Source organism: Cognatishimia sp. F0-27 (assembly GCF_020667845.1).
GTDB lineage: Bacteria > Pseudomonadota > Alphaproteobacteria > Rhodobacterales > Rhodobacteraceae > JAFMPQ01.
On sequence record NZ_JAFMPQ010000019.1, the window covers coordinates 1 to 26,669 of the forward strand.

General features: G+C 61.5%; 23 protein-coding genes. 17 read left to right on the forward strand and 6 right to left on the reverse strand.

Annotated features, from left to right (window positions below; translation table 11 throughout):
* Positions 1-238 precede the first annotated feature (238 nt).
* Complete coding sequence (locus J1C49_RS11535) at positions 239-553, reverse strand: antibiotic biosynthesis monooxygenase (protein WP_227445978.1); 315 nt, start codon at positions 551-553, stop codon at positions 239-241.
* A 77-nt stretch (positions 554-630) separates the two neighbouring features.
* Between J1C49_RS11535 and pth the strand changes: the two genes are divergently transcribed.
* Genes pth through J1C49_RS11550 form a run of 3 tightly spaced genes read left to right on the forward strand, consistent with a single transcriptional unit; the run spans position 631 to position 2,963 of the window.
* A complete protein-coding gene (gene pth / locus J1C49_RS11540; RefSeq protein ID WP_227445979.1) occupies positions 631-1,386 on the forward strand; it encodes an aminoacyl-tRNA hydrolase in 756 nt (251 codons plus the stop codon).
* A gap of 46 nt (positions 1,387-1,432) precedes the next feature.
* Positions 1,433-2,584: a serine hydrolase gene (locus J1C49_RS11545; RefSeq protein ID WP_227445980.1), complete on the forward strand. Its 1,152-nt coding sequence runs from the start codon at positions 1,433-1,435 to the stop codon at positions 2,582-2,584.
* 7 nt (positions 2,585-2,591) lie between these two features.
* Positions 2,592-2,963 carry a DUF2237 family protein gene (locus J1C49_RS11550; protein WP_227446033.1) on the forward strand — a complete coding sequence of 124 codons (372 nt, stop codon included), beginning with the start codon at positions 2,592-2,594 and terminating at the stop codon, positions 2,961-2,963.
* 812 nt (positions 2,964-3,775) lie between these two features.
* Here J1C49_RS11550 and trpB read toward each other — a convergent pair.
* The 4 genes from trpB to J1C49_RS11570 all read right to left on the reverse strand — a co-directional run bounded on the left by trpB (position 3,776) and on the right by J1C49_RS11570 (position 7,459).
* Complete coding sequence (gene trpB, locus J1C49_RS11555) at positions 3,776-4,999, reverse strand: tryptophan synthase subunit beta (RefSeq protein ID WP_227445981.1); 1,224 nt, start codon at positions 4,997-4,999, stop codon at positions 3,776-3,778.
* A gap of 115 nt (positions 5,000-5,114) precedes the next feature.
* Positions 5,115-6,467: an MATE family efflux transporter gene (locus J1C49_RS11560; protein ID WP_227445982.1), complete on the reverse strand. Its 1,353-nt coding sequence runs from the start codon at positions 6,465-6,467 to the stop codon at positions 5,115-5,117.
* Positions 6,468-6,525: 58 nt separating this feature from the next.
* Positions 6,526-7,032: a PaaI family thioesterase gene (locus J1C49_RS11565; RefSeq protein ID WP_227445983.1), complete on the reverse strand. Its 507-nt coding sequence runs from the start codon at positions 7,030-7,032 to the stop codon at positions 6,526-6,528.
* Positions 7,033-7,036: 4 nt separating this feature from the next.
* Positions 7,037-7,459 carry a PaaI family thioesterase gene (locus tag J1C49_RS11570; RefSeq protein ID WP_227445984.1) on the reverse strand — a complete coding sequence of 141 codons (423 nt, stop codon included), beginning with the start codon at positions 7,457-7,459 and terminating at the stop codon, positions 7,037-7,039.
* Positions 7,460-7,609: 150 nt separating this feature from the next.
* On the opposite strand from J1C49_RS11570, the gene J1C49_RS11575 reads away from it, so the two are divergent.
* The 11 genes from J1C49_RS11575 (at position 7,610) to J1C49_RS11625 (ending at position 19,546) form a co-directional block, all read left to right on the forward strand.
* The gene (locus J1C49_RS11575; RefSeq protein WP_227445985.1) at positions 7,610-7,984 is read left to right on the forward strand and encodes a MerR family DNA-binding transcriptional regulator; all 375 of its coding nucleotides are present in this window, start codon (positions 7,610-7,612) and stop codon (positions 7,982-7,984) included.
* Positions 7,985-8,387: 403 nt separating this feature from the next.
* The gene (locus J1C49_RS11580) at positions 8,388-8,792 is read left to right on the forward strand and encodes a MerR family DNA-binding transcriptional regulator (protein WP_227445986.1); all 405 of its coding nucleotides are present in this window, start codon (positions 8,388-8,390) and stop codon (positions 8,790-8,792) included.
* Between the two features lie 46 nt (positions 8,793-8,838).
* Positions 8,839-10,623 (forward strand): acyl-CoA dehydrogenase C-terminal domain-containing protein, encoded by a 1,785-nt coding sequence (locus tag J1C49_RS11585; RefSeq protein WP_227445987.1) that lies wholly within the window; start codon positions 8,839-8,841, stop codon positions 10,621-10,623.
* A gap of 80 nt (positions 10,624-10,703) precedes the next feature.
* Positions 10,704-10,916, forward strand: coding sequence for a hypothetical protein (locus J1C49_RS11590; RefSeq protein ID WP_227445988.1), 213 nt, complete (start codon positions 10,704-10,706; stop codon positions 10,914-10,916).
* A 17-nt stretch (positions 10,917-10,933) separates the two neighbouring features.
* Complete coding sequence (locus J1C49_RS11595) at positions 10,934-12,073, forward strand: acyl-CoA dehydrogenase family protein (protein WP_227445989.1); 1,140 nt, start codon at positions 10,934-10,936, stop codon at positions 12,071-12,073.
* A gap of 407 nt (positions 12,074-12,480) precedes the next feature.
* Positions 12,481-13,119: a glutathione S-transferase family protein gene (locus tag J1C49_RS11600; protein WP_227445990.1), complete on the forward strand. Its 639-nt coding sequence runs from the start codon at positions 12,481-12,483 to the stop codon at positions 13,117-13,119.
* A 14-nt stretch (positions 13,120-13,133) separates the two neighbouring features.
* On the forward strand, positions 13,134-14,345 hold the full coding sequence (locus J1C49_RS11605; protein WP_227445991.1) for an acetyl-CoA C-acetyltransferase: 1,212 nt from the start codon (positions 13,134-13,136) through the stop codon (positions 14,343-14,345).
* 6 nt (positions 14,346-14,351) lie between these two features.
* Positions 14,352-15,290 (forward strand): hypothetical protein, encoded by a 939-nt coding sequence (locus J1C49_RS11610; protein WP_227445992.1) that lies wholly within the window; start codon positions 14,352-14,354, stop codon positions 15,288-15,290.
* Positions 15,280-15,714: a hypothetical protein gene (locus tag J1C49_RS11615; RefSeq protein WP_227445993.1), complete on the forward strand. Its 435-nt coding sequence runs from the start codon at positions 15,280-15,282 to the stop codon at positions 15,712-15,714. The genes J1C49_RS11610 and J1C49_RS11615 overlap by 11 nt, the downstream gene beginning before the upstream one ends.
* A complete protein-coding gene (locus tag J1C49_RS11620; protein WP_227445994.1) occupies positions 15,711-17,909 on the forward strand; it encodes a 3-hydroxyacyl-CoA dehydrogenase NAD-binding domain-containing protein in 2,199 nt (732 codons plus the stop codon). The genes J1C49_RS11615 and J1C49_RS11620 overlap by 4 nt, the downstream gene beginning before the upstream one ends.
* A gap of 122 nt (positions 17,910-18,031) precedes the next feature.
* Positions 18,032-19,546 (forward strand): class I adenylate-forming enzyme family protein, encoded by a 1,515-nt coding sequence (locus J1C49_RS11625; RefSeq protein ID WP_227445995.1) that lies wholly within the window; start codon positions 18,032-18,034, stop codon positions 19,544-19,546.
* 267 nt (positions 19,547-19,813) lie between these two features.
* On the opposite strand, the gene J1C49_RS11630 is transcribed toward J1C49_RS11625, so the two are convergent.
* A complete protein-coding gene (locus J1C49_RS11630) occupies positions 19,814-21,823 on the reverse strand; it encodes a transporter substrate-binding domain-containing protein (protein WP_227445996.1) in 2,010 nt (669 codons plus the stop codon).
* A 191-nt stretch (positions 21,824-22,014) separates the two neighbouring features.
* Between J1C49_RS11630 and J1C49_RS11635 the strand changes: the two genes are divergently transcribed.
* The 3 genes from J1C49_RS11635 to J1C49_RS11645 all read left to right on the forward strand — a co-directional run bounded on the left by J1C49_RS11635 (position 22,015) and on the right by J1C49_RS11645 (position 26,481).
* Positions 22,015-22,527 (forward strand): paraquat-inducible protein A, encoded by a 513-nt coding sequence (locus tag J1C49_RS11635; protein WP_227445997.1) that lies wholly within the window; start codon positions 22,015-22,017, stop codon positions 22,525-22,527.
* A 2,051-nt stretch (positions 22,528-24,578) separates the two neighbouring features.
* A complete protein-coding gene (locus J1C49_RS11640) occupies positions 24,579-25,508 on the forward strand; it encodes a LysR family transcriptional regulator (protein WP_227445998.1) in 930 nt (309 codons plus the stop codon).
* Between the two features lie 136 nt (positions 25,509-25,644).
* Positions 25,645-26,481, forward strand: coding sequence for a YdiY family protein (locus J1C49_RS11645; protein ID WP_227445999.1), 837 nt, complete (start codon positions 25,645-25,647; stop codon positions 26,479-26,481).
* Positions 26,482-26,669 lie beyond the last annotated feature (188 nt).

Here is a 26,669-nt window from a genome sequence, read left to right on the forward strand (position 1 = left end):
CGTCAGCGTCCGCCCCCCACACCGCGAGCGCCCGCACCGCGCCAATCTTCGATCACCTATAAGACGGCAGCGTCCGACCACAGACACCGCGCCCGACCCCATCCCGCCCGATCCGCAAAGCCCTGACAAAAACGACCGAAAACCACAAACCGCGCTTCAGGCCACTGTCGCCCGCCTGAAGCGCAGACAAACGACGCTCACAAGCCAATGGGCGCGCGCCCCGTGCGCAGACGGCGCGTTATTTGCTGAGGACCTGCACCGCGTCAAAGCATTCCAACACCGGCGCGCCGAGATACATATGGTCGGAGCCCTTGGCCCCGGAATGCGCGGCCCGAAACGCTTCGGATTTGGTCCAGTCCTTGAACGCGGCCTCGCTCTCCCAGATCGTGTGAGAGGCGTAAAGGACGTGATCGCCGGCCTCCGGCCCCTTGAGCAGGGAGAATTGCACGAACCCTGGCACGGACTTGAGATGGCTGTCGCGGGTTTTCCAGAGCGCCTCGAAAGCCTCTGCCTCGCCGGGGGCGACCTTGAAACGGTTCATCGTCAGATACATGGGCTCTCCCTTGTCACGGTGCTGCGCTATGCCCTATCTGAGCTGTGGCAGGGCAACCAGGCGTTTGGAGGAAAGCCATGCAGATTTTCGCAGGTCTCGGCAATCCCGGATCGCAATATGCCGGCAATCGGCACAACATTGGTTTCATGGTGCTGGACCGGATCGCGGAAGATCACGGCTTTGGTCCATGGCGGTCAAAATTCCAAGGCCAGGTCAGCGAGGGACGGCTTGGCCGTGAGAAGGTCCTCCTGCTCAAACCGGAAACCTTCATGAATCGCTCCGGCCAGTCCGTCGGTGAGGCGCTGCGCTTCTACAAGCTCGATGTGGGCGCGTTGACCGTCTTCCATGACGAGCTGGACCTCGTCCCTGGCAAGGTGCGGGTCAAAAAGGGGGGCGGTCATGCGGGTCACAACGGATTGCGGTCGATTCACCAACACGCAGGGCCGGATTATGCGCGCGTCCGGCTCGGCATCGGGCATCCGGGACGCAAGGAGCTTGTTGCGGGCTATGTGCTGCATGATTTTGCGCGCGGTGATCAGGATTGGCTCGACGATGTCCTGCGCGGCTGCTCGGACGGCGCGGCGGCGCTCGCGGCTGGCGATGCGGGCGGATTTCAGAATGCCGTTGCCTTGCGCGTGAACCCGCCCCGCTCCGGGGGTGGCGCGCAGGGCAGGCCCGGCGCTGCCCAGACGGCGCAAGCCAAAGAGCAGGCGGCAAAGGCGACGCCACAGGCCAAGGACACCAAAACGCCCGACACGGACACAAAACCTCAAGAGGCGGCCGCGTCTGACGCGCGCTCGGCGCTGCAGCGGCTTGCGGACAAGTTCCGTTGAAAGACGCGTGTCCCAGACAAAGGCGACAAAGAGACGGGTGGGCCAGATGCTGAGAAAGATCCTTGCGGCCGCGCTCGTGCTTGGCCTCGGTCTCGGCGGGCTGGCGGTGTGGCAACAGGAAAGGCTTCTGCGGCTTCTGGCGGTCACGACGCTTTTTGACGAAGACCGGATCGTCGGAAATTTCAGCGCCATGGGCACGCTGTTCGAGACCGTGCCGATCCCGGTATCCGGTCCGGTCACGCGGTTGCCGGAGGGGACCCCACGCCCCATGCCGCCGGATTGGCCGGCCTTTGTTGAACGGCGCGCGGTGACCGGAGCGATTGTGCTACGCGACGGGCGGGTGGTTCATGAAAGCTATCATCTGGGGACCAACCCGGAGGATCTCCGGATTTCGTGGTCCATTGCGAAAAGCTATCTGTCCGCGCTGATTGGCGTGCTGCTCGAAACCGGGGCAATCACGAGCCTCGACGACCCGGTAACGGCCTATGCACCCGCGCTCGAAGGCAGCGCCTATGACGGGGTCAGCATCCGCAACGTTCTCCAGATGGCGTCGGGTGTGGTATTCGACGAGGATTATCTCGACTTTTGGAGTGACATCAACAAGATGGGCCGCATTCTTGCACTTGGCGGCTCGATGGATGCATTTGCCGCCGGGCTGGACGATCGATTCACCGAAGCCGGGACGGAATGGAAATACGTGTCCATCGACACCCATGTGCTGAGCATGGTGGTTCGCGGCGGGACCGGCCAGACATTGGCCGATCTTCTGGGCGCCCATATCCTCGGTCCTCTCGGGACTTACGGAACGCCCTATTATGTGTCCGACGGGTATGGTGTCGCCTTTGCGCTTGGCGGTTTGAACCTGACGCTGCGCGACTATGCCCGTATGGGTGAGATGTTCCGGCTGGGCGGGATGTTTCAGGGCCGCCGGATCGTGCCGGAAACATGGGTTGCCGTTTCGACCGTGCCCCAGGCACCAACCGCGCCGGGAAAGATCCGCTACGGGTATCAATGGTGGATTCCCCATGATGCAAGGGATGGAGAATTCCTTGCGCGCGGGGTCTATGGGCAATACGTCTATATTGATCAACAAAGCGCCACGGTCGTCGCGCTGACCGGGGCAGATCGGGCCTTCCGCGCCGAGGGAGCTTTTGACGATGCCGTGGAGATGATGCGCAAATTGGCTCGATCGGAGTAATCGCATGATGGAAAAGGACAAACCGGTCAATGCCTTGGGCGGCGCTCTTCAACCGTGCTCAAGCGACCCTGTAACCGGGTTTTTCCGGGATGGATTCTGCAACACCTGTGATGCCGACCGCGGCAGTCATACGGTCTGCGCCGTCATGACCAAGGAGTTTCTGGCCTATTCCAAATATGTCGGGAACGACCTGTCGACGCCGCGCCCCGAGTTTCGGTTCCCCGGCCTCAAACCCGGCGACAAATGGTGCCTGTGTGCATCGCGCTTCCTGCAGGCACACGACGAGGGCTGCGCCCCTTTGGTTGACCTGACCGCCACCCATGAGCGCGCGTTGGAAATCGTGCCGCGCCGGGTTCTGGACTTGTACAAGGCCGACTAATCGCGCCCAAGCGCACGCGATCAACACCTGCCGTTACATGTCTTCAACGCTGTGATGCACGGCGCCCTTATCGGTGACACGCCGAGAGGATTCAGTGCGAAAAAATTCGCGGATGCTTACACTTTCTCAATCTCTTGAGACATATTGTGTGGTCATCAAAGCATTGAAGCAAAGTGTTCGACCAAGGCCACTTTTGTCTTTGTTCTCATGATTTTGAGGACCGAATGTCATAGAATGTGATCCGCCGCGACCCTTGAGGTCGCGGCAATTCACCAATTATCGCTTGTCTTTTTACAACATTGCAGCACCAAAACGATGCTGACTGGATTTGGACCATGAGCCTTAAGCCGCATGAGCCGCAGCTCAGTTCCGGTGCGATCAGTGCGCGCCCAGACTTGCCATGAAACCGTTGACGGAACGTTAGCCCTCTTGTGGCCCTACCCCACCTTGCCGTTTGCGGCTCCACCACCCGGCAGCGCGGCGCGATGGCCGGAACGCGGTGCCTGAATGCCGGGAAACCGCCCCCTATCAGCGCGGGACCATGCGACCATCGTTGATGGCGCGCCTCTCCCATGGCGCGACCTCGCATCGACCTGCTTGGGCGCTTGAGGCAAGCTAGCGTCATTTCCTTGCCGAACCGTCAACACCTGGCGCAGCGCGCGCGGGCTGTCGGCATCGGTCTGGCCAGATCCGCGCCCGGTTGCGTGAGGCCGCATGGCACAATCTGCGCCAACAAGCCGAATACGAACCTCGCTCCGTCAAGGCACAGATCAGACCGGCATGCGCATCACGCGCAGGACCGGCCTGTGATGTCACCCCATCTCCACGCCAAGATGTTTGGCCACGGTGAAGATGTCCTTGTCTCCCCGTCCGCACATGTTCATGCAAATGATGTGATCACGGGGCAGATCCGGCGCAATTTTCATGACGTGGGCCAAGGCGTGGGACGGCTCCAGCGCAGGGATGATGCCTTCGAGGCGGCAGCATTCCTGGAACGCGGCCAGCGCTTCGCGATCGGTGATGGCGACATATTGCGCGCGCCCGATATCGTGCAGCCAAGCGTGCTCCGGACCAATGCCGGGATAGTCCAGCCCGGCAGAGATCGAGAAGCCTTCAAGGATCTGCCCGTCCTCGTCCTGCAAGAGATAGGTCCGGTTGCCATGCAGCACGCCCGGGCGCCCGCCGGTGAGCGACGCGCAATGCTCCATCTTGTCGTTGACACCCTTGCCGCCCGCCTCGACCCCGATGATGTTGACTTCCTTGTCGTCGAGGAACGGATAGAAGAGACCCATCGCGTTGGAGCCTCCGCCGATTGCGGCGATGATCGTGTCAGGGTTGCGGCCCTCGGCCTCGTGCATCTGTTCACGGGTTTCCTTGCCGATGATCGCCTGGAAATCGCGAACCATGGCGGGATAGGGGTGCGGGCCGGCGACGGTGCCAATGCAGTAGAACGTATCGCGCACATTGGTGACCCAGTCGCGCAGCGCGTCGTTCATCGCATCCTTGAGCGTGCCGCGCCCGGAGGTGACGGGCACGACCTCGGCCCCGAGTAGCTTCATGCGAAACACATTGGGCTGCTGACGTTCGACATCATGCGCGCCCATGTAGACCACGCATTTCAGGCCGAATTTCGCACAAACCGTCGCGGTGGCAACGCCATGCTGGCCCGCGCCGGTTTCCGCGATGATGCGGGTCTTGCCCATGCGCCGCGCGAGGATGATCTGCCCGAGCACATTGTTGATCTTGTGCGCGCCGGTATGGTTCAGCTCGTCGCGCTTCATGTACACCTTGGCACCGCCAAGCTCTTCGGTCAGGCGCTCGGCAAAATAGAGCGGCGAAGGCCGACCCACATAGTGCTTCCACAGGAAGTCCATTTCCTTCCAGAAGCTCTCGTCCGTCTTGGCATGCTCGTATTGCTGTTCGAGCTCCAGGATCAGCGGCATCAACGTCTCGGACACAAAGCGCCCGCCATGGATGCCAAACCGGCCTTTTTCATCCGGGCCGTTCATGAAGGAATTGAAGAGATCGTCGGCCATGGTGCCCCCCGTGTGGATCGGTTCAACCGGGTTAGCGGAGCGGCGCGGCTGGGGCAAGGGGGCCACGCGCCGATCCGGCGCATCCCGCGAACAAACCGGCGTTATCCGAGCCGCATCACCGCTGCCCCACCGCGGCGCGTTCCAGAGCAGGATAACGCGCGAGGAGCGTTACCCCCCGCGCCACATTGCAGACCATGAGCGAAAGCCAAAGCCCGTGATTGCCGAACGGCTCAAGAAAGAGCCACAGACAGGCGAGGTAGATCAGCGCCGACAATGCCATCATGTTGCGCATGTCCGCGGTGCGCGTGGCCCCGATGAAGATCCCGTCGAGCATCACAAGCCCGAGGATCAGCACCGGCATCGCGATCATCCACGGCAAATAGTCGCGCGCCGCCTGCTGCACCTCCGGGTCCTTTGAGATGATGTCCACAAGCCATGGACCAAAGAGCGCGAAACCCGCCGCCATGACCAGACCCGTCACAAGCGCCCAGAACGTTGTCATGAGTGCCGCGCGACGCAGACGCGCCACCGCTCCCGCGCCGAACGCCTTGCCAACGAGGGCTTCGGCCGCAAAGGCGAACCCGTCCATGGCATAGCCAACGATATGCACAAATTGCAAAAGCACCTGATTGGCCGCAAGGGTCACGTCGCCAAAGCGTCCGCCGACCAGAAGGAAAGAGACAAAGATCACCTGCAACAAGGCGGAGCGGATCAGGATGTCGGTGTTCACAACGGCCATGCGCTGCAACCGCGCGCCATCAAAGACACGCGCCCAGTCCCGCCACGCCGGGGTGCGGAACGCTGCCCGGCACAGCCACAGCCCCATGACCAGCCCGGACCATTCGGCAATGAACGTGGCAAAGGCGACGCCGTCCACGCCCCAGCCGAATTCCAGCACAAAGAGCAGGTCCAGCGCCACATTCATGCCGTTCATGAAAAGCTGAAGCACAAACACGTCCCGCGTGCGCTCCAACGCCACAAGCCAGCCGGTAATGGCATAGACGGCAATGGCCGCCGGTGCCGACCAGATCCGGATCTGCATATAAGCCCGGGCAAGGCTTTCAACCTCGTCAGAAGCCGGGGACACCGCAAACGCCCCGAGAAAGATCGGCATCTGCAGCACGATAAGGGCCAATCCCCCGGCCACGCCAATCATCAGGGATCGGGTGAGCAGAGCGGACACTTCTGCATCGTCCCCCTGCCCCGCTGCCTGCGCGGTCAACCCCGCGGTGCCCATGCGCAAGAACCCGAAAATCCAGTAGATCGCGGTCAGCACGATTGCACCGACGCCCACAGCGGCGATGGGTTCGGGCGCGGGGATCTGGCCGACAACGGCCGTGTCCACCGCTCCGAGCAGCGGAACCGTCATGTTGGCCAGCAGGATCGGCATGGCCACACGGAGCACCCGCGCATGGGTGACGGGGTCGACGGTGTCGCGCCCGGCGAGATCTTGCTCGGAGGGGTTCATCGGCGCGATTGCCCCCACCGGTCGCAAGCACACGCGACAAAGAGGAGCGGAACGAGTCTCACGATTTGAGCGGCATCAGGAAATGCGCCTTGGCCTGTGCGAAGGGGCGGTCGCGGTTGTCCTGCCACGCTTCCGCCTGCACGGAGGCGTATCGCCGCCCCGAGCGGGTCACGCGCGCCCGTGCATAGGCATCGCGCGGCAGCCCCGAGCGCAGGTAATCCACGGTAAAGTCAATGGTCTTGGGCAAGCGCGGCAGATCGCCCGCCGCCAGCCGTTCCAGATCGAGCACGCCGGTTTCGATATCTTCCCACAGCCAGAACCAGTTGAGAGACATGATCGCCGTCATTTCCAGAAAGGCGGCCGTCACCCCGCCGTGGATCGCGGGCAAAATCGGATTGCCGATGAGCTTGTCGTCAAACGGCAGGATCGCCGTCAGCTCATCCCCGCGCCGGTCGAACTGCACCCCGAGATACTGCATATACGGCACGCTTGACACCAACGCATTGAGCGCGGCATCGCGGCGCTGCTTGACAACCTGCACGGGTTCGGGGCGTTTGCGGACCATCCGATCAGCCTCCTTCCACCGTAAACGCACCTGTGGCGGTCGCCACGGGACGGCTTTCATCTTCGTCGAAGGCGGTCGCGCGCACAAAGGCCACGGAACGCGTGATGTGGTAACATTCCGCGCGCGCGGTGATTGTCTGCCCCGGTTCGGCCGCGCGCATGTAGTCGATCCGAAGATCGATCGTGGCAGTGCCCGCTGGCGAGCGCGGGTGGCTCATCACCGCTGCGCCACCGCAGGTATCCATGAGGGCCGAAACCGCGCCACCATGTATCACCTTCGTTTCCGGGTCACCGACAAACCGTTCGTCATAGGGCATGCTGATCACCGCGACCCCGTCCCCTATTTCGGAGACGCGCATGCCAAGCGCCTTCGAATGCGGGATGGTTTCGATGAATTGCCGGGCGATGCGGGCCTTGTCGGGGGTCATGGGCGTGCCTTGGTTGTCGAAAACGGAGCGCGATGCTGATCCGGACAGCGTGACCGCAGTCTTGCGTCACAATTCAGCCTACGGCAAGCGCCGAGCGCCGCTTGCCCTTGCGGAATGCCGTGCTACGATCTGGGCAAGCGGGGGGAACCGATGAGCGAAACACGTCTGAGCTTCAAGGAAATGTGCACGCGGTTCGACGTGACGCCACGGACATTGCGGTATTATGAATATATCGAGTTGCTACACCCCGAAAAGCAAGGCCGCTCACGGTTTTACGGGCCGAGAGAGATCGCGCGCATGACGCTGATCCTGCGCGGTCGGAAATTCGGATTTCAGCTCGAAGACATCCGGCAATGGCTCCTGATCTATGAAAAGGAAGGGAGCGAGGCGCAGATGCGCGCGTGGGTGGAACTGGCCGATCGTCAGCTTTCCGAGTTGGCCGAGCAGCGTCGACAGATCGATGAGGCCATGGACGAGCTCCGCGGTTTGCGCGACGAAACGGCCCGCGCCCTCGAACTGGGCTGATTGCTCCAAAAGTGCAGCCCAGCCTCGATTTTTTGCTGCCGCTGCAGACTGATGGTCGATGCCCTTTGGCCTGCGGGATCGCCGGCAACACCCGAGACGAGGGACGCGCGGCGCAGAGCCCAGCGCGTGAACGACCGGACAGGCCGCGCTCGCGTTTGAACCGATTCCCCATGTGATGATGTCCACACCGCCCGCCCTTGGGTCAGGAAAACCAGACCCGACACGCGCGGCGGGCTCAAAGCGCTTCGAAAGAAAATATCACCCGAGCCCGGGTTACCTTGATTGATCTTACGTCAACATGAAAGTGACGTGACGTATGAGTTACGTCAACGGAAATTCCCATTGTAAGACTGGCACATTCACCGCAACTCACATGCACCAAGACGGATGTGAGGAACCGAACATGAAAGACGATCAAGTGATGACGATCCGGGAAATGTGTGACGCCTATGACGTCACGCCGCGCACCTTGCGCTTCTACGAGCAGAAGGAACTGCTCTTCCCGGTCCGAGAGGGACAGAAGCGATTGTTCACGCGCCGCGACCGTGCGCGTCTCAAGCTGATCCTGCGTGGCAAGCGGTTTGGCTTCAGCCTCGAAGAGATCCGCCAGCTGCTCGACCTGTATCACGTGGGCGATCAGCAACAGACGCAGCTTGCCCAGACCTACGAGATCGCACAGCAGCGGCTGAACGACATGGAGCGTCAGCGCGATGAGCTCATCATCGCCATCGACGAGCTCAAGGAACAGATGAAATGGGGCGAGAAAATGATCGCCTCGATGAACCAGAAACAGGCTCAGGCTTCCTGAAACGCTTGAGCCCCCACCACGACAGAAGACGTTTGGGAGGCCTTTGATGCCCAGCTACACCGCCCCGGTCAAAGATCAGATCTTTGTTTTGCACGATGTTCTCAAGATCGCCGAGCAGCAGGACGTGCCCGGTTACGACGAGCTCGACCGCGAGACCACCGAAGCGATCCTTGAAGAAGCCGCCAAACTTGCCGAGAACGTGCTGGCGCCGCTCAACGCGGTTGGCGACGAGCAGGGCTGCACGCTGGAAAACGGCGTTGTGCGCACGCCGAAGGGTTTCAAGGACGCTTTTGACCAGGTGCGCGATGGCGGCTGGACGGCGCTGGATTGTGATCCGGAATATGGCGGCCAGGGCCTGCCCTACCTGATTTCCACGGCCGTGGGTGAATATTTCTCGGCCGCCAACATGGCTTTCAACATGTATCAGGGCCTGACGCATGGCGCCTATAATGCAATCCACGCGCACGGGTCGGACGAGCAGAAGGCGACCTACCTGCCCAAGATGGTGACCTGTGAGTGGGGCGGGACGATGAACCTCACCGAGCCCCATTGCGGCACCGATCTGGGGCTGATCCGGACCAAGGCCGTCCCGCAGGAAGACGGCAGCTACCAGATCACGGGCAACAAGATCTGGATCTCGGCCGGTGAGCACGACATGTGCGAAAACATCATTCATCTCGTGCTGGCGAAACTGCCCGACGCGCCGGAAGGCGTGAAGGGGATCTCTCTTTTCATCGTGCCGAAATTCCTTGTCAACGAGGACGGATCGCTCGGCGCGCGCAACAGCCTGTCCTGTGGCGGGCTGGAAAAGAAGATGGGCATCCACGGCAACGCGACCTGCGTGATGAATTATGACGGCGCGACCGGCTATCTGGTCGGAGAGCCGCACAAAGGCATGCGCGCGATGTTCACCATGATGAACGAGGCGCGGCTCGGCGTTGGCCTTCAGGGCTATGCGCAGGGTGAGGTCGCCTATCAGAACGCGCTCGGCTTCGCGCAAGAGCGGCTCCAGGGCCGGGACGTGACGGGTGTGGCCGCGCCGGACAAGCCCGCCGACCCGATCATCGTGCACCCCGATGTCCGTCGCAACCTGATGGACCAGAAGTCGATCACCGAGGGCGCGCGCGCTTTCACGTTCTGGGGCGCGTCGCTCATCGATCGCTCGCACCGCGCCGGTGACGATGCCGCAGAAGGCCTGATTTCCCTGCTGACGCCGGTCATCAAGGGCTTCCTGACCGACAAGGGCTTCGAAACCGCGGTTCTTGCCCAACAAACGCTGGGCGGGTCGGGCTTCACCCGCGAGTGGGGCATGGAGCAATTTGTGCGTGATGCGCGGATCACCATGATTTACGAGGGCACCAACGGCATCCAGTCTCTCGATCTGGTCGGGCGCAAGCTTGGTCAGGACGGCGGCAAGCACGTGATGGCCTTCTTTGAGCTGGTGAAGGGCTTCATCGCCGAGACCAAGGGCAAGGATGCGCAATTCGATGCGCAATTCATCGAACCGCTCAAGGCTGCGTCGAAGGATCTTCAGGCCGCCGGGATGTATTTCATGCAGAACGGCATGAAGAACCCCAACAACGCGCTTTCTGGGTCGTATGACTTCATGCATCTCTTTGGCCATGTCTGTCTTGGGCTGATGTGGGCGCGGATGGCGCTTGCGGCGCAGACCTGTCTGGACGAAGGTGCCTCTGACGTGGCGTTCTATCAGACCAAGATCGCGACGGGGCGGTATTACATGGCCCGGCAATTGCCGATGACCGCGACACATCTGGCGCGGATCCAATCGGGCGCGGAGCCGGTCATGGCCTTGGATGCCGCCAATTTCTAGGAACGGGCGCAACCGTTCCCTGCCCATGGCGGCGCCGGCGCTCAGAAACCGGCTCTGCACGACAGCTCAAAAGGACCGTGATGCCGAAACGATTCCGTCTGACCCGCCGCTTTCCCGTTGCAATGACCGAGGACGGCTATCGCGTCTTGCGGCGGTTCGCCCATGAGGCAGGGTTGGACGAGGGCGAGGCACTCTCGTTCCTGTTCGAACATTTCGACAGCGTGACGGATCAGGAAACGCTGGCGGTGAAGTTGAGACAGTTCAACAGCGATCTCGACGCCCGCAAACGCTAAGACCGGGGAGGCATGCCATGCCAAGAGACTGGATGACGGATGAGCATACGATGCTCGCCGAGATGACAGCCAAATTCATTGAGACCGAATGGGCGCCCCATTTCGAAACCTGGCGAAAGCAGGGTGAAATGGACCGCAGCATCTGGGCACAGGCCGGGGCGCTTGGGCTGCTCTGCCCGTCCGTGCCCGAAGAATTCGGTGGAGCGGGCGGCGATTTTGGGCATGAGGCGGTGATCTTGCTCGAAGCGTCGCGCGCGAATCTCGCCTCCTGGGGCCACGGCATCCATTCGGGGATCGTCGCGCATTACGTGCTGGCTTACGGCACCGAAGAGCAAAAGGCGCGGTGGTTGCCGAAAATGGTGTCGGGCGACCTCGTCGGCGCGCTTGCGATGACGGAGCCGGCCGCTGGGTCCGATGTGCAGGGGATCAAGACCCGCGCGATCCGGGACGGCAATGTCTACCGCTTGTCCGGGCAGAAAACCTTTATCACCAACGGGCAACACGCCAACCTGATCATCGTGGCCGCCAAGACCGACCCGGCCCAGGGCGCAAAAGGCACCTCGCTTGTGGTTGTCGAGACCGAGGGCGCCGAAGGCTTCACGCGCGGTCGCAATCTCGACAAGATCGGCATGCACGCGTCCGATACGTCGGAGCTCTTTTTCGACAATGTGCCGATTCCGCCGGAGAACATCCTTGGCGGCGAAGAAGGCCGTGGCTTTTACCAGATGATGCAGCAATTGCCGCAGGAACGCCTGATCATCGGGTGTGGCGCTGTGGGCGCGATGGAAGGCGCGGTTGCGCGCACCATTGCCTATTGCAAGGAGCGCGAGGCGTTCGGTGGCCCGCTGACGCAGTTTCAGAACACCCGCTTCCAGCTAGCGGAATGCCAGACCAAGACCACGGTGGCACGGGCCTTCCTTGATGCCTGCATCGCGGAACATCTCGCGGGTGCCCTGACGGTGGAAAAGGCCGCAATGGCGAAATACTGGCTGACCGACACGCAGGGAGAGGTGCTCGATGCCTGCCTGCAATTGCACGGCGGGTATGGGTATATGCAGGAATACGCCATCGGCGAAATGTGGACGGATGCGCGTGTGCAACGAATATATGGCGGCACCAACGAGATCATGAAGGAACTGATCGCGCGCGCGCTCTGATAGGCGACCGGACCTGTCTGGACGGCCGCAAGGCTTCTTCAGGAGTTGACTTGGCAAGATGAAGGGACCGCATATCGAACCCTTGAAAGGCAGCACGGGCAGCAATCGGTCCACCCTCCAGACCTGCGATCCGATCCCATGCGGCCACAGGCAGAAGGAGGGGCTTCACCTTGCACGCCGCGCGGCACTCCAGTCGACGACGCAGAACCAGATTAAGACGAGGTCGGTAAATGACAGGTAAAGGGCACATGAGCGCGTCCACAAAGCCATCAAACAAAGATTTGCGCCCCGGCACGCCGGCCTTTTACCCCCAAGCGGCGCGGATGCTCGGATTGCCCCTCCGCTGCCGCGGATGATGACCGTCCCGGCACATGCCGGAAACACGCAACAAGGAAAGATCAATCGCGATGACCATGACACTCTACTGCTTTGGTGAATCCGGAAACGCTTACAAGGCCGCGTTGCCGCTGAGCCTGTCCGGCCTCGGATGGCGCGCGCAAAAGGTCGACTTCTTCGGCGGCGAAACCCGGTCGGATGCATACCGCTCGGAAGTCAACGAGATGGGCGAAGCCCCGGTGCTTGTGGACGGGGAGACGCGTCTGACCCAATCCGGCGTCATCCAGATGTATATCAGCGAAAAATCCGGAAAGTTCGGCGGCACCACCCCGGAGGAAGCGCGCGAGATCATGCGTTGGGTCTTCTGGGACAACCACAAACTGTCGAGCCAGGCGGGGATGCTGCGGTTCCTGATGAACTTCCTGCCCGAAGACAAGCGCCCACAAGAAGTGATCGCGTTCACCCAAGGCCGGCTCAAGGCCGCGTATACGGTTCTGAACGCACATCTTCAGGGGCGTGACTGGATCGTCGGCACCGGGCCGAGCAATGCCGATTTCTCCTGCTGCGGCTATCTCTTCTATCTCGAGCCCTTTGGGTTCGATCGCGCCGAATGGCCGGAGATCGACCGCTGGCTGGGCAATATCCAGAGCCTCGATGGCTGGAAACACCCCTATGACCTGATGCCCGGATCCCCCGCTGATCGGGCCTGACAGAGGAAATGACGATGACCGAAGCCTATATTTACGACGCCGTGCGCACACCGCGTGGCAAAGGCCGCAAGGATGGCAGCCTGCATGAGGTGACAAGCCTGCGCCTGTCCGCGCTCACCATGAACGCCCTCAAGGACCGCAACGGGCTCGAAGGCCACGCGGTCGAGGACGTGATCTGGGGCAATGTCACCCAAGTGGGCGAACAGGGCGGATGCCTTGCGCGCTCGGCCGTGCTGGCCTCCGATCTCGACGAGTCGATCCCCGGCCTGGCGATCAACCGCTTTTGCGCCTCAGGCATGGAGGCGGTGAACCTGGCGGCCAACCAGGTGCGTGGTGGCGCGGGCGCGGCCTATATCGCAGGTGGGGTCGAGATGATGGGGCGCGTTGCCATGGGCAGCGACGGCGCCGCCATTGCCGTCGACCCGAGCCTTGCGATGGAGAGCTATTTTGTTCCGCAGGGTATTTCGGCCGACATCATCGCCACCGAATACGGCTTCTCGCGTGATGACGCCGACATGCTTGCCGTGGCCTCCCAACAGCGTGCCGCAGCAGCATGGGCGGACAAGCGGTTCGAGAAATCGGTGGTCCCGGTCACGGATCGCAACGGCCTGACCATCCTCGACACGGACGAATACATGCGCCCGGGCACCGACATGCAGAGCCTTGGCGGGCTGAAGCCGGCTTTCAAGGACATGGGCGAGACCATGCCCGGTTTCGACAACATCGCGTTGATGAAATACCCGCATCTCGAGCGGATCAACCACATCCACCACGCCGGCAATTCATCGGGCATCGTCGATGGAGCGGCGGGGGTGCTGATCGGCAACGAAGCGTTCGGACAGGCCTATGGCCTCACGCCGCGCGCGCGCATCAAGGCCACCGCCAAGATCGGGACCGACCCGACCATCATGCTCACCGGGCCGGTGCCGGTCACCGAGAAAATTCTCGCGGAAGCGGGCATGAGCATTTCCGACATCGACCTGTTCGAGGTCAATGAGGCCTTCGCCTCGGTCGTTCTGCGTTTCATGCAGGCCTTTGACGTCGATCATGACAAGGTCAACGTCAATGGCGGCTCCATCGCGATGGGCCACCCGCTCGGGGCCACCGGCGCAATCATCATCGGCACGCTTCTCGATGAGCTTGAACGCACCGGCAAGGGCACCGGCCTTGCCACCCTGTGCATCGCATCGGGCATGGGGGCGGCCACCATCATCGAACGGGTCTGAGCCCACATGACAACGGCAGAGCAAAATGCTGAAGCGTTCAGGATCGCGAAACGCATCCTCGACTCCACCACCGCCTGTTTCCTGTCAGGCGATGCGGAGCAGTTCGCGGATCATTTTGCCCTGCCCCAGCTTCTCGGCACGGTCGAGGGCTCGCGGCTCGTGAGGACGCGCGACGATCTGATCGAAACCTTCGGAAAAGCGCGCGAATACTTTGCCAACCACAGCATCGTGCGCATCGAGCGCGAGGTCGAGACCGCGCTTTTTGACGGGCCCGATCTGATCCGGCAGTCTTATCTCAGCCGCTACTTGAGCGGCAGCGACAGCGTGGAACAGAGGTTTTCCAGCTACTCGGTGCTGCAACGGCTCGGAGGTCAATGGAAAGTCGTGTCCAACCTGTTGGCGATGCAAGACCGCCCTGCCCATCAGCAGGTGATCTTGGGTGCGAAAAAGCCCGATGCTGTGACCTTTGACAACACCACCAAGCCGCCATCTCACGTTGCCGAGATCTTTCAAAACCTGCTCGACGGGTTGACCGAAGCCTATATGGAAGGCGATTTTGACAAGCTGTGCGCGCGGGTCCAGTTCCCGCTGTTCATGCAGATGCCGGAATACTCCATGGTGATGCCGGACCGGCGGGCCATGCGTGAGGACTTCGAGCGCTATCGCTCCGAAATTGCCATGCTCGGCGTGACCGACATCATTCGCACGGTCAAATCCGCCGACATGCTCGGAGATGGCTGCATTCACGGCGTTTTCCGCAGTTACGTGCTGTCGGACACGGTGCTGGCACGGCCGTCCTATGTCTCGGCGATGACATTGCATCAAGGAGACGACAAGCGCTGGCGCGCCGCGACGATCCTGCACCCGATGGGTCATTTTCTGCGCGACCACGCCGGCCCCACGGGCCGGCCAAGGGCAGGGAGGACAGACAAGCATGACGTTTGACGAGACCGAATTTGCAGCCTTCCTTGACGATATCAGCAGGCCCTTCCTCGAGCGTGACATCACGCGCTGGCGCGCCCGGATGATCCTGCCGTTTTCGATGGTCACGGCAACAGGGCCGGTTCTGCTCGAGACCGAGGCCGATGTGGAGCGCAACTTCAATCTCTACCTCACGGCCAGTGACGTGATGCACCTGACGAATGTCGTCCGCGCACCGCTCTCGGCGGAGCTGTGTTTCGACGGCACCGTGATCGCGACCTACAAGACCGAACTCATCAGCAATTCGCAACGTGTGACGGCGCCCTATACGGCGTCGGCGCTGATGCATCCAACATCGGACGGCTGGAAAATGTCGTCCATCCTCAATGCAAGAGGCCACCATGACTGGACCGGCCAGCACCCACAAATGACGGGAGACAAGACATGACCGATTTCACAATGGAAACCGGCAGCGACGGCGTAGCGGTGATCACGTGGGACGTGGACGGCAAATCCATGAACGTGCTCAGCCTGGAAGGCCTGGAAACGCTGGACCGGCTGATCGACGACGCGCTGGCCGACGAGGCCGTCAAGGGCATCGTGCTCACCTCGGGCAAAGACAGCTTTGCCGCTGGCATGGATCTCAACATCATCGCCAAGATGAAAGACATGGCCGGAGACGACCCCGCACGCGGCGTGTTCGAGGGCGTGATGGACATGCATCGTGTCCTGCGCAAGATCGAGCGCGCGGGCATGGACCCCAAGACGAACAAGGGCGGCAAGCCGATCGCTTCCGCCCTGCCGGGCACGGCGCTTGGCATCGGGCTGGAACTGCCGCTTGCAACGCATCGTATCTTTGTCGCCGACAACGCCAAGGCCAAGATCGGCCTGCCGGAGATCATGGTCGGGATCTTCCCCGGTGCCGGCGGCACGACCCGGCTCGTCCGCAAGATGGGCGCGATGGCGGCCTCTCCCTTCCTGCTGGAAGGCAAGACGGTGGAGCCCGCCAAGGCCAAGGCTGCCGGGATCGTGGACGAGGTCGTGTCCGATCCTCTGGCTGCGGCGAAGGCGTGGGTGCTTGACGCCAAGGACGCCGATTTGCTCAAGCCGTGGGATGCCAAGGGCTACAAGATGCCCGGTGGCGCCCCCTATCACCCGGCCGGTTTCATGACCTTTGTCGGGGCTTCCGCCATGGTCAACAGCAAGACCAAGGGCGTCTATCCGGCCGCCAAGGCGCTCTTGTCCGCCGTCTACGAGGGCGCGCTGGTGCCGTTCGATACCGCTCTCAAGATCGAAGCGCGCTGGTTTACCTCCGTTCTGATGAACCCGTCCTCCGGCGCGATGATCCGGTCGCTTTTCATCAACAAGGGCGCGCTGGAGAAAGGCGCCGTGCGCCCTGCTGACGTGCCTGATCAGCAGGTCAAGAAGGTCGGCGTGCTCGGCGCGGGCATGATGGGTGCCGGCATAGCGCTGGTTTCTGCGCAGGCCGGGATCGATGTCGTGTTGCTCGACCGCGATCAGGACGCGGCGGATCGCGGCAAGGCCTATTCCGAAACCTATGCGGCCAAAGGTGTGAGCCGAAAGAAGATCACGCAGGACAAGGCCGACGCGATGCTGGCCCGGATCGAGGCGACCACGGCCTATGAGGCGCTTGCCGATTGCGATCTGATCGTCGAGGCGGTTTTCGAGGACCCCGCGGTGAAGGCCGAGGTCACCAAGGCGGTGGACGCGGTCACAAACAACGACTGCATCTTTGCAACCAACACGTCGACCCTGCCAATCTCGGAGTTGGCAAAGGCGTCCAAGAATCCGGAACAGTTCATCGGCATCCATTTCTTCTCTCCTGTAGAGAAGATGCTTCTGGTGGAGATCATTCGCGGGAAAGCCACCGGAGACCGGGCCGTCGCCAAGGCGCTCGACTTCGTCCGGCAGATCCGCAAGACGCCGATCGTGGTCAACGATGCGCGCTTTTTCTATGCCAACCGCTGCATCATCCCCTACATCAACGAAGGCATTCGCATGGTGAAGGAGGGCGTGGCCCCCGCCCTGATCGAGAATGCCGCCAAGATGGTCGGCATGCCGCTTGGACCGCTCCAGCTTGTGGATGAAACCTCCATTGACCTCGGCGCCAAGATTGCGCGCGCAACCAAGGCCGCGATGGGTGATGCCTATCCCGATGAGGCCGTGGACGAGGTGATCTTCTGGATGGAGGCGCAAGGCCGGTTGGGCCGCAAAGCGGGCAAAGGCTTTTACGACTATGACGAGAAGGGCAAACGACAGGGGCTCTCGCAAGCGGTCGCCGCTCAATACCCACAGGCCGCCACCCAGCCCGAGCTTCTCGAGGTGCAGCACCGTCTGCTCTTCGTACAATCGCTCGAAGCGGTGCGCGCGCTGGAGGACGGCGTGTTGATGGATATCCGTGAGGGCGATGTGGGCGCGATCCTCGGATGGGGCTTTGCGCCCTGGTCGGGGGGGCCGCTGAGCTGGCTCGACATGATCGGCGCGCCCTATGCCGCCGAGCGCTGCGACGCCTTGAGCGCAGCCCATGGCGCGCGGTTTGCCTGCCCGGACCTGCTGCGCGACATGGCCGACAAGAACCAGAGCTTCTACGGCAGGTTCGGCGAGACCTCGGCGGCCGCCTGACCGGCCTCTCCGGGCGTCGACACCGGGCGCGGCCTGTCACGGGCCGCGCCTTTTCGCATCTGGGCCTTTCACCGCGCGGCGTGCTTTTGTAGCCTTTGCGCACAGGCAGAAGGGGGAGCGTGATGAACACAGCCGAGTGGCTGGAGCGGTCTGCCGCGAGGGCGGGACCGAGTCCGGCTCTGTTTTCCGGTCAGATGCCGGTTTGCGATTATCACGGGTTTCGGGACAGGGCCGCGGCATTCGGGGTCTGGCTTCGCGACAACGGTGTTAATCCGGGCGACCGGGTGGCTCTCTTTTCGCGCAATACGCCCAACTACCTGATCGCGCTATACGGTCTCTGGTATGCCGGTGCGGCCGCCGTGCCCATCAATGCCAAGCTGCACCCGCGCGAAGCGGCCTGGATCCTGAACGATGCCGGGGCTTGTTGCGTGTTTGCATCCGAATTGGAGGCGGCGCGCCTGAGTGAAGAGGCGCCCTGCCCGGTGCACCGGCTCGACGATCCCGGTTTTGAGGCAATCACGCGAGGCGCAGGACCGGCGCCGTGTTCGCGGAGCGCTGAAGACCTCGCCTGGCTTTTCTATACCTCCGGCACGACCGGCACACCGAAAGGTGTCCAGATCACCCACGGCATGATCACCGCCATGTCGCTCTGTTACCCGGTCGACGTTGATCCCGTCTCGCCCGCGGATGGCGCGTTTTACGCCGCTCCGATGAGCCACGGGGCGGGTCTTTATGCGCCGATCCATGTGCGTCAGGCGGCACGCCACATCGTGCCGCTGTCCGGCGGCTTCAATCCCCAGGAGGTGCTGGAGGCAGGTCGGACGCAAGGACCATTGTCGATGTTCATGGCACCAACCATGGTGCAGCGCCTTGTGCACGCGGCCGAGGCAACCGGTGCGGACGGCACCGGGCTGCGCACAATCGTCTATGGGGGCGGGCCGATGTATCGCGCGGACATCGAGCGCGCGGTGGCGGTGCTCGGTCCCCGCTTCGTTCAGATCTATGGCCAAGGTGAATGTCCGATGGCGATTTCTGCCCTGTCGCGCGAGGATGTTGCCGACAGGACGGGCCCGCGATGGGCAGAGCGGCTGGAATCCGTTGGACGTGCGCAATCCGCCGTATCGATCGCGATTGGCGATGCGGAGGGGCGGATATTGCCGCCAGGCTCGATCGGAGAGATCATGGTCCGGGGCACACCGGTCATGACGGGCTATTGGAACAATCCGGATGCCACGGCCCGAACGATCCGCGACGGATGGCTCATGACCGGTGATGTGGGGCGGCTCGACGCGGATGGCTATCTGACACTTCAGGACCGCTCCAAGGACGTCATCATCTCCGGCGGCACCAATATCTATCCCCGAGAAGTGGAGGAAGCGCTGTTGCATCACCCCGGGGTCGTGGAATGCGCGGTGGTCGGCCAGCCTTCCTCGGAATGGGGCGAGGATATCGTGGCCTTCGTTGTCGCAGAAGAGGCCAATTCCGTCTCCACGGAGAGCCTCGATGCGCATTGCCTTGCGCGAATTGCGCGCTTCAAGCGGCCCAAGCGTTACCGCTTCGTCACCTCTCTGCCAAAGAACAATTACGGCAAGATCCTCAAGACCGCGCTGCGTGCGCAGCTTGAAAACAATACATAACGCTCGACTTCCAGAGCGCGCCACTGGACCGGCATCGCGATGGGTCGCGCCTCGGTCGCCGTCGTTCGCCGGTCCGGGAGATGTTGAAATGTCTGTGCCGGGGCGTGCCTGTGATCGGGCAACTGCGGTTCGGATGGTGTCAGTGCAATCCACCGTGGGCGTGGCGCCAGTCATCACCGTGTTGCGCGTGCGGGAGGTGCGAAATGACCGGGGCCGAGCAGTAGGCTCAAACCAAAAGCGCCCCGCCCCAAGAGCACGGTCAGCCGCCTAAGCGCTTCGGCTGTGGTTCAAGGGAACGATATCGCCGTCCGCCCTCCGGCGGAACCCTTGGTCGGCGACGGGGACCGCGACATGGAACACAGTGCCGCGCGGTCCGGGCGACGATGCGCTCACTGTCCCGCCCCAACGCTCGACAAGTTTGTTCACCAGAGCAAGCCCCAGACCGGTGCCCGACTCTTCGGATTTGGGCCCGAGACGTTCAAAGGCCGAGAAAATCCGTCTTTCGAACCCGTCCGGAATGCCCGGCCCGTCATCAACAATCTCGATTTGGACCATGGTGCCGTCTTGCTTTGCGTGCAGTTCGATCCGCCCGTGCGGCTTGTCATGGTGCTTGATGCAGTTGGAAAGCAAGTTGCGCATGACGATGTCGAAGGCCTCGGGCGCCGCGGTCACCTGCGGCATCGTTTTTGGAAGCGCAATTTCAAAGCCTTTCGGCGGGCTGATTTGATCAAGTACACCTTGAATACGAGGCAGCGGGTCGAAACGAACAGGTCGGTCGGCATCATCCTTTTCAAGTGAATAGCTGATCAAATCGTTCATCAAGCGTTTCAGCGCGGCATTTGAGCGTTGCACCAAGGCCATGTTCGCCAGTGCATCGGTATGCTTCCCGGCGCTCATGTCTTCCTGCGCCATCTGCAAAAGCAGATCCTGTTGCAGAAGCGGCGATTTCAAATCGTGCGCCGCAACAATCGAAAAACTGCGCAAGCGGTCGTTGACCTGTTCCAGAGCCTCGCTCTGTTCGCGGATTTTCTGTGCTTGGGTTTCGACCCGGGTGATATCCTTGCGCACCGCGGCGACATAATCGCCGCCAATCGGGAATTCGCTGAGTTCAAAGACGCGCCCGTCTGCAAGCTTCAGATGACGGGTGGTTTCTGTACCCGAGAGCGCGTCGCGCACCATCGCTTCTGCGCGGGCGCGGACATTCCTCGTCGCACCGGCCTCGGAGGGCTCTGAACCGATGAGGGTCGTGGCGATGGTCTCTGTCATGGTCTGGCCCGCCTTGAGCGCCTTGACCAGATCCGGGCAGGACCGGATCGTGCCGTCGTTCCAGTACACCGGGCGCAGCGCGGTATCGAAGATCACGATGCTCATATCGATACCGTCCAGCGCATCGACCAGCAGGCGATTGCGCTCATGCGATGCAAAGGCCCGCCGCGCCGAACCGCGCACGCGAACCAGACTGAGCAACGCCCCGATGACCAGCACCAGGCTGACAACGGCAATCGCCAGCATGCCTAAGACGCGCGTATCGCCCAGCAGACTGCTTGGCTCTCCAAACCAGCGGGCTTGCAGTGCGGCCACCTGCCTGTCCGTCAGCCGGTCCGCAATGGCGCCATCGAGCGCGCTCAGCAGCGCGGGACGCGCCGGAGACACAATAAACCCCCGCGCCTGTGCCGCGAGACTTGGTTCCAGCGGCATGACCAGCGTGTCGAGACCATGGTTCCGAAGGATCCGGAGAAACCCGTTGGTTGGCGCAACAACGGCATCGACCTGCCCGGACAGAAGCGGCAGCAGCGATGCGGTCAAGCTGTCTTGCAATACGATTTCCGCGAAAGGCGTTTGTCCGGCGACTGTCAGGCCATAGGAACCGCGGGTCGCGGCGATGCGCCTGCTTGCGAGGTCTTTTGCTTCCAGAACCGGCCCACCCTTCAGAACGAAAGCCGATGTTGTGAAAGCCCCAATCGGCTTGGTGAAAAGCCCCGCATCCCGCCGAGCCTCCGTCAGCGCATAAATCGTCGTCAGCTCCACTTCTTCCGCGCGCAAGGCTTCGAGCACCGCACCCGGATTGGCGTATTCCCGAAATGTGATGGTGATGCCAAGTTCGCGCGCAAGCTCGCGCGCGATATCGATGGAAAACCCGTCCGCTTGCCCGTTTTCATTGGTAAAACTGTAGGGAGGGAACGGGTTGTAGCCCATCACCACGCTCTCGTCAGACGAAGCTGTCTGCGCCTTGAGCGCTCCCGGCACGATGGCGGCTGCCAAAACGACCAGACCCAAAACCAATACTCTGATCGCTCTCACACCATGCCCCACCCGGTCACGACCCGAGCCCGGGCCTTTCTGTTCCTGTCGGCACAGGCTAAGCTTCATAGCTTAACGTCCGATAAATGCGTGCATGGTTGCGTCCCAGCGCAGGTTACCCAGCTTGCTTCCGGGCCGATGCATCATTCGAAGAAGGCCCCGCTGACATGCAATTTTCCGTCGTGCCCCTCGTTTTGAATATCGTGCTTACGGTGCTCTTCCCGCTGTCCTGGGTGGCGCCGCTGTTGCACACCGGCCTTCTTGAAAGCTGGCAGATGCCCGGCTGGCTCGGCGGTGGAACGCTCTTCGCCCCGGACACGATCACGGTGCTTTCGGGCTTGCAGAAACTCTGGGCGACCGACCTTTTTCTTGCATTGGTGGTGACGGTCTTTGCCCTTGTGGCGCCGATGCTCAAATGCCTTGGGATGGCGCTGATACAAACCGGCTTGCTGTCGCGCAGAATGCTGCCTGCACTCGGCGTTCTTGCCAAACTCGCGATGGCGGACATCTTTTTGATTGCGCTCTATGTCGTGATCGCCAAGGGGATCGGGATCGGGGTCATCATACCGGGCTGGGGGTTGTACGTGTTCACCGGCGCCGTTCTGGGGTCGTTTGCAGTCAGCTTTCTGGAAAGCCGCCAGCAGAAGCCGCCGCGTCACCCTGCCGATCCGACAGCGTAGCCCCCCGGACAACCCGAACGCCAACGCGCTTTGTTTGCAGGAAAAACACGCACAGGAGCGGCGCGGACGTCATCGACTCCAGAGATCGCCACCACCGCGACCATGCAGTCATTTCGCAGCTTGGCAGCGATCGTATTGGCTCCAAACCGTGAGTGCTTGAATGTTCTTCGGCTCGATCGAAGCCTCGCGGGATCTCGCTCCGATCTTTTTCGTTCCGCATGGCAGGACACGGGTGAGATATGATCTTCGGTATCCTCGAAGCCTGAAGTAAGCCTGACCGACGACCAGTCCGCCAGCGCGAAGCCCGGTCGCCTGAGTCTGTGCCGGATTGGGTTCCTTGATCGGCGCGGTTTTGAGCCGGGCGTTCGAAACCGCACAGCAAACATGCAAAGGATCGCGGTGTCATTCTGCGATGCAGCGATTTTGACGGGAAAGGTCAATTCCCCTTTGTGGCGAGAGAGCCGTGAGGTCATGGTTGTGACAGGTGCGCAACGACGCTCCGCTGACTGACGCACAAGCAGGGAGCGCCCAGCGACATGGGCACCCCCGAGAAAAGCCGCGCGACCACTCCGCCACTCCTCCCGGCGGGTCTGGTCGGCGGCTTTTTTCGTTCGCGAACGCCGGTTGGCCCCCAAACTTGTCCCGAAGAGAAAAAGCGCGTCCTGCCATAACGCGCTTCTCGCGCTGTCGCCCCCCCGAGCGCGCACAAGCTAGCATTGGAGAAACGCCCCCCTTTTGGATGGTTCAAGCTGACGGATAGGGTCGCGGCTCTCGAATGCCCTCAATCACGGCGGCTTCCTCGACGCAATTTTTTGTGCCCCGTGAGGCGCAGCCAAACGGGAAGGACCTGCGTCACGGGGGATTACGGACAGCTTTACGACGCGCGTATGCAACGCGAACAGCGGCGCACCGAGATCATGAGACACGACACGGAAGCCCATATCATCAAGCCGATTTTCAGGAATCTGAACGGCAACGGAACCACCGTCTCGCACGAGGTCTGCAAAGAATTGCTACTGCATATTTCCAACGTGGACGCCGCCAAAGCACGCGATCAGCGCGGCGCTCCTCGCCCCGGCGGTCGAAGAAATCGCGGCCGAGGGACGTCCCTTCAACATGGGTATGCGGTTCCGGTCGCCACGCATATCCATAGGCCGTGTTGCTGGCGCACCGCACAGGGCTTGAGTGTCACGACGTTGCGCGGGGGCACGGGTCTGGCCGGATAAGGGATTCCGCGTCCGGATGGGATCCGGCCACTTAATCTGACCGAACAAATGGTCCACCGCTGGAAGAACAAAACCGGTGGCATAGGCTTGGTTGGATATACAGGGCTTCAAGCGCCTACAGAATGCGAAGCATCGATTGCGCAGGGCTGGTTCTGACCTGACGTGGGACAGGCTTATCTTGGCGGGAGCGGCAAAGGGAAACGTCTGAGCCACGGGCGTCGCAGCACCTGAATTGACCTTATCCGCAATCAGTGAATAACGCGGAACGCCGTGGGTGCCGCGTTTTGAGGCGGTATCGATCCGTGCATCGCAAGATGCCCGTTGGTCGCTCTGATCACGACCTTTTGGGTGCCGGATGCAATCGCGGCAACCCGACACTCAGGCCGATCCGGCGCTTGTCGAATTGCAGCATTGCCGCCGGCTGCTGGCGGGCAAGTGAATGACAAACGGGTTGGAAGCTGGTGGCGGCGAGAGGGACGGACAGGCCCATCCCGGCGGTTCAGTGGAACGGAGGCAACAGCCAAGGCAAGGACGGCTTTGGCCGAACGATGGATCCTGCGTCGGGCATCGGCCAGCGCAGCCCGATCACATGACAAGTCCGATATGATCGACGATCCGGCGCACTTCCTGCCGCTGCGGGAATGGGAAGCTGGCTCTTTGGCCAAGGGCGCGTCTTTGCAGGAATGCAACCGTCCCGGCGGCTTCGCACCATGACACCGGGAACACCACCCTCAACTGCGCCGCCTTGACCACATTGCCATAGTTTATTCATGGAAAACGAATATCATCAACATTTAATCGCAGTAAAACTCATGGGTCTTACGCATGGACATCACTCTTATCAAAACGTTTCTTGCCGTGGCCAACACTGGTTCGTTTGTGGCCGCCTGTGAGCAATTGTTCGTCACCCAGTCCGCGGTCAGCCTGCGGATACAACGGCTTGAAGACAGCCTGGGCCATCCACTGTTCGTTCGCTCCAAAGCAGGAGCGGTTCTGACACCGGAAGGCACACAGTTCGAGCGCTATGCGCTCGGCATTCTGAAACTCTGGGAGGAAGCCCGCCAGCAAATCGCCATCCCCCAAGGATACACGCGCGCCATATCCATCGGCGCGCAATACTCGCTCTGGCACAGGATGGGATTCCAGTGGCTGGACGCCATGCAGATGGGGATGCCGGAACTGAGCGTGCATTGCGAATTGGGCACGAGCGACCGCATCATGCGGTTCCTCGTGCATGGCGTAATCCACGCGGCTTTGCTCTACACCCCGCAACTGAGGCCCGGATTGATCGCCGAACCGGCACTCAATGACGAATTGATTCTGGTTGCTTCCTGGCCTGGGGCAACGCTCGACCTCGGTTCGGCATATGTGTCGGTTGATTGGGGCCCGGAATTTACCCACGCCCTCGCAATTGCCCTGCCAGAGCTCACCGATTCCGGTCGCTCGATGGCGTTGGGTAGCCTGGCCATGGACTATGTTGTCAATCGCAAGGCCGCGGCCTTCCTGCCTGCCCGGTCTGTCAAACGACACCTTGATGCTGGTCGTCTGCATATCGTGGCCGAAGCGCCACGGTTTCCCTACCCGTCTTGGGTGATTTGGCGCGAAGACATGCCTGGTGATCTGATCGATCTCGCACGCCGAACTCTGGCCAGCGTGATACAAGATGCTGAAAACGAACAGGCAATTTACGTCGATCGGATCGACCCGATCGACAGGGCTGACACTGTCCTGCAGTCAAAGATTACAAATGAGTAATACTCGGTTTATCTACCATTATTATAAATTTTTGCCCGGCAAACAGACGTAGTAAACCAATCGCAAGCAGAGATGCTCCTGATCAATCGGCCCTCATTCCGCAGATCAGTTCACCTGGTTGGGAAAGGAATACTTCATGAACGCAATCTCCAAAATCGGCGTCAGCACGCTGGCACTTGTCGCGATGTTGTCTGCATCCGCCGTGTCTGCACAGCAGCTCGTCGGTGGCGACTCCGTTGCCGCCGACCGCAACGAAGACCTGCGCGAAGCGATCGAGGATGACGCAGAGCGCGAGTTGGACCGGTTCGGCAACGAAGGCCGTCCACAGGGCTTTGACGGCTCGGTCGCAGTGCGGGCCATCGCGTCGAAAGGCAATACCGACAGCTTCGACATCGGCATCGGGTCTGACCTGAACTATGTTTGGGGCCCCAACGGTATCGAGCTTCAGCTGAACTATGCCTATGGCGAAGACGACGGCAAGAAGACCGAAGAAAGCCTGTTCTACGGCCTGGAATACACCCGCGACTTCAACCCGATGGTGTTTGGCTTTGCCAAGCTGCAGGGCTCAGTTGACGAATTCTCCGATTACGAAACGGACACGTTTGCAAGCTTTGGTTTGGGATACCGCGTGTTCAACGAGGCAACCCGTCAATGGTCGGTTCAGGCCGGACCGGGCTACCGGTTCTCGGAATTGTCGGACGTCACCCGTGGTGACATCAGCGAGGGCGCGTTCGGCCTCAGTTCGGACTACGCGCACAAGCTGACAGACACCGTGTTCCTGACCAACGACACCGATGTGATCTGGTCGGAGTCGGACACCGTGGTGTTCAACGACCTGGCCCTGAACGTGTCGATGACCGACACCGTCGCCCTGCGGACAAGCGTTCTGACCGAATACCACTCGGAAGTGTCCAAAGGCGTGAAGAACACCGACAACACGTTCGGCGTGTCGCTGGTCTACTCGTTCAACTGATCCACAGACGATCCTCATGTGAACTCGGGGCGGAGCAATCCGCCCCTTTTTTGCCTTTGACGCTTGGAAAACAATCCTTAACCGGCCCTATCGCGGGTCAAGGTGCAGCAATGCAGCAGCGTAGTCTGATGCCTCGATATCCCGCCTGACTGATATCCGGTTCTCATTCGGAGCCCCGATATCTGCGC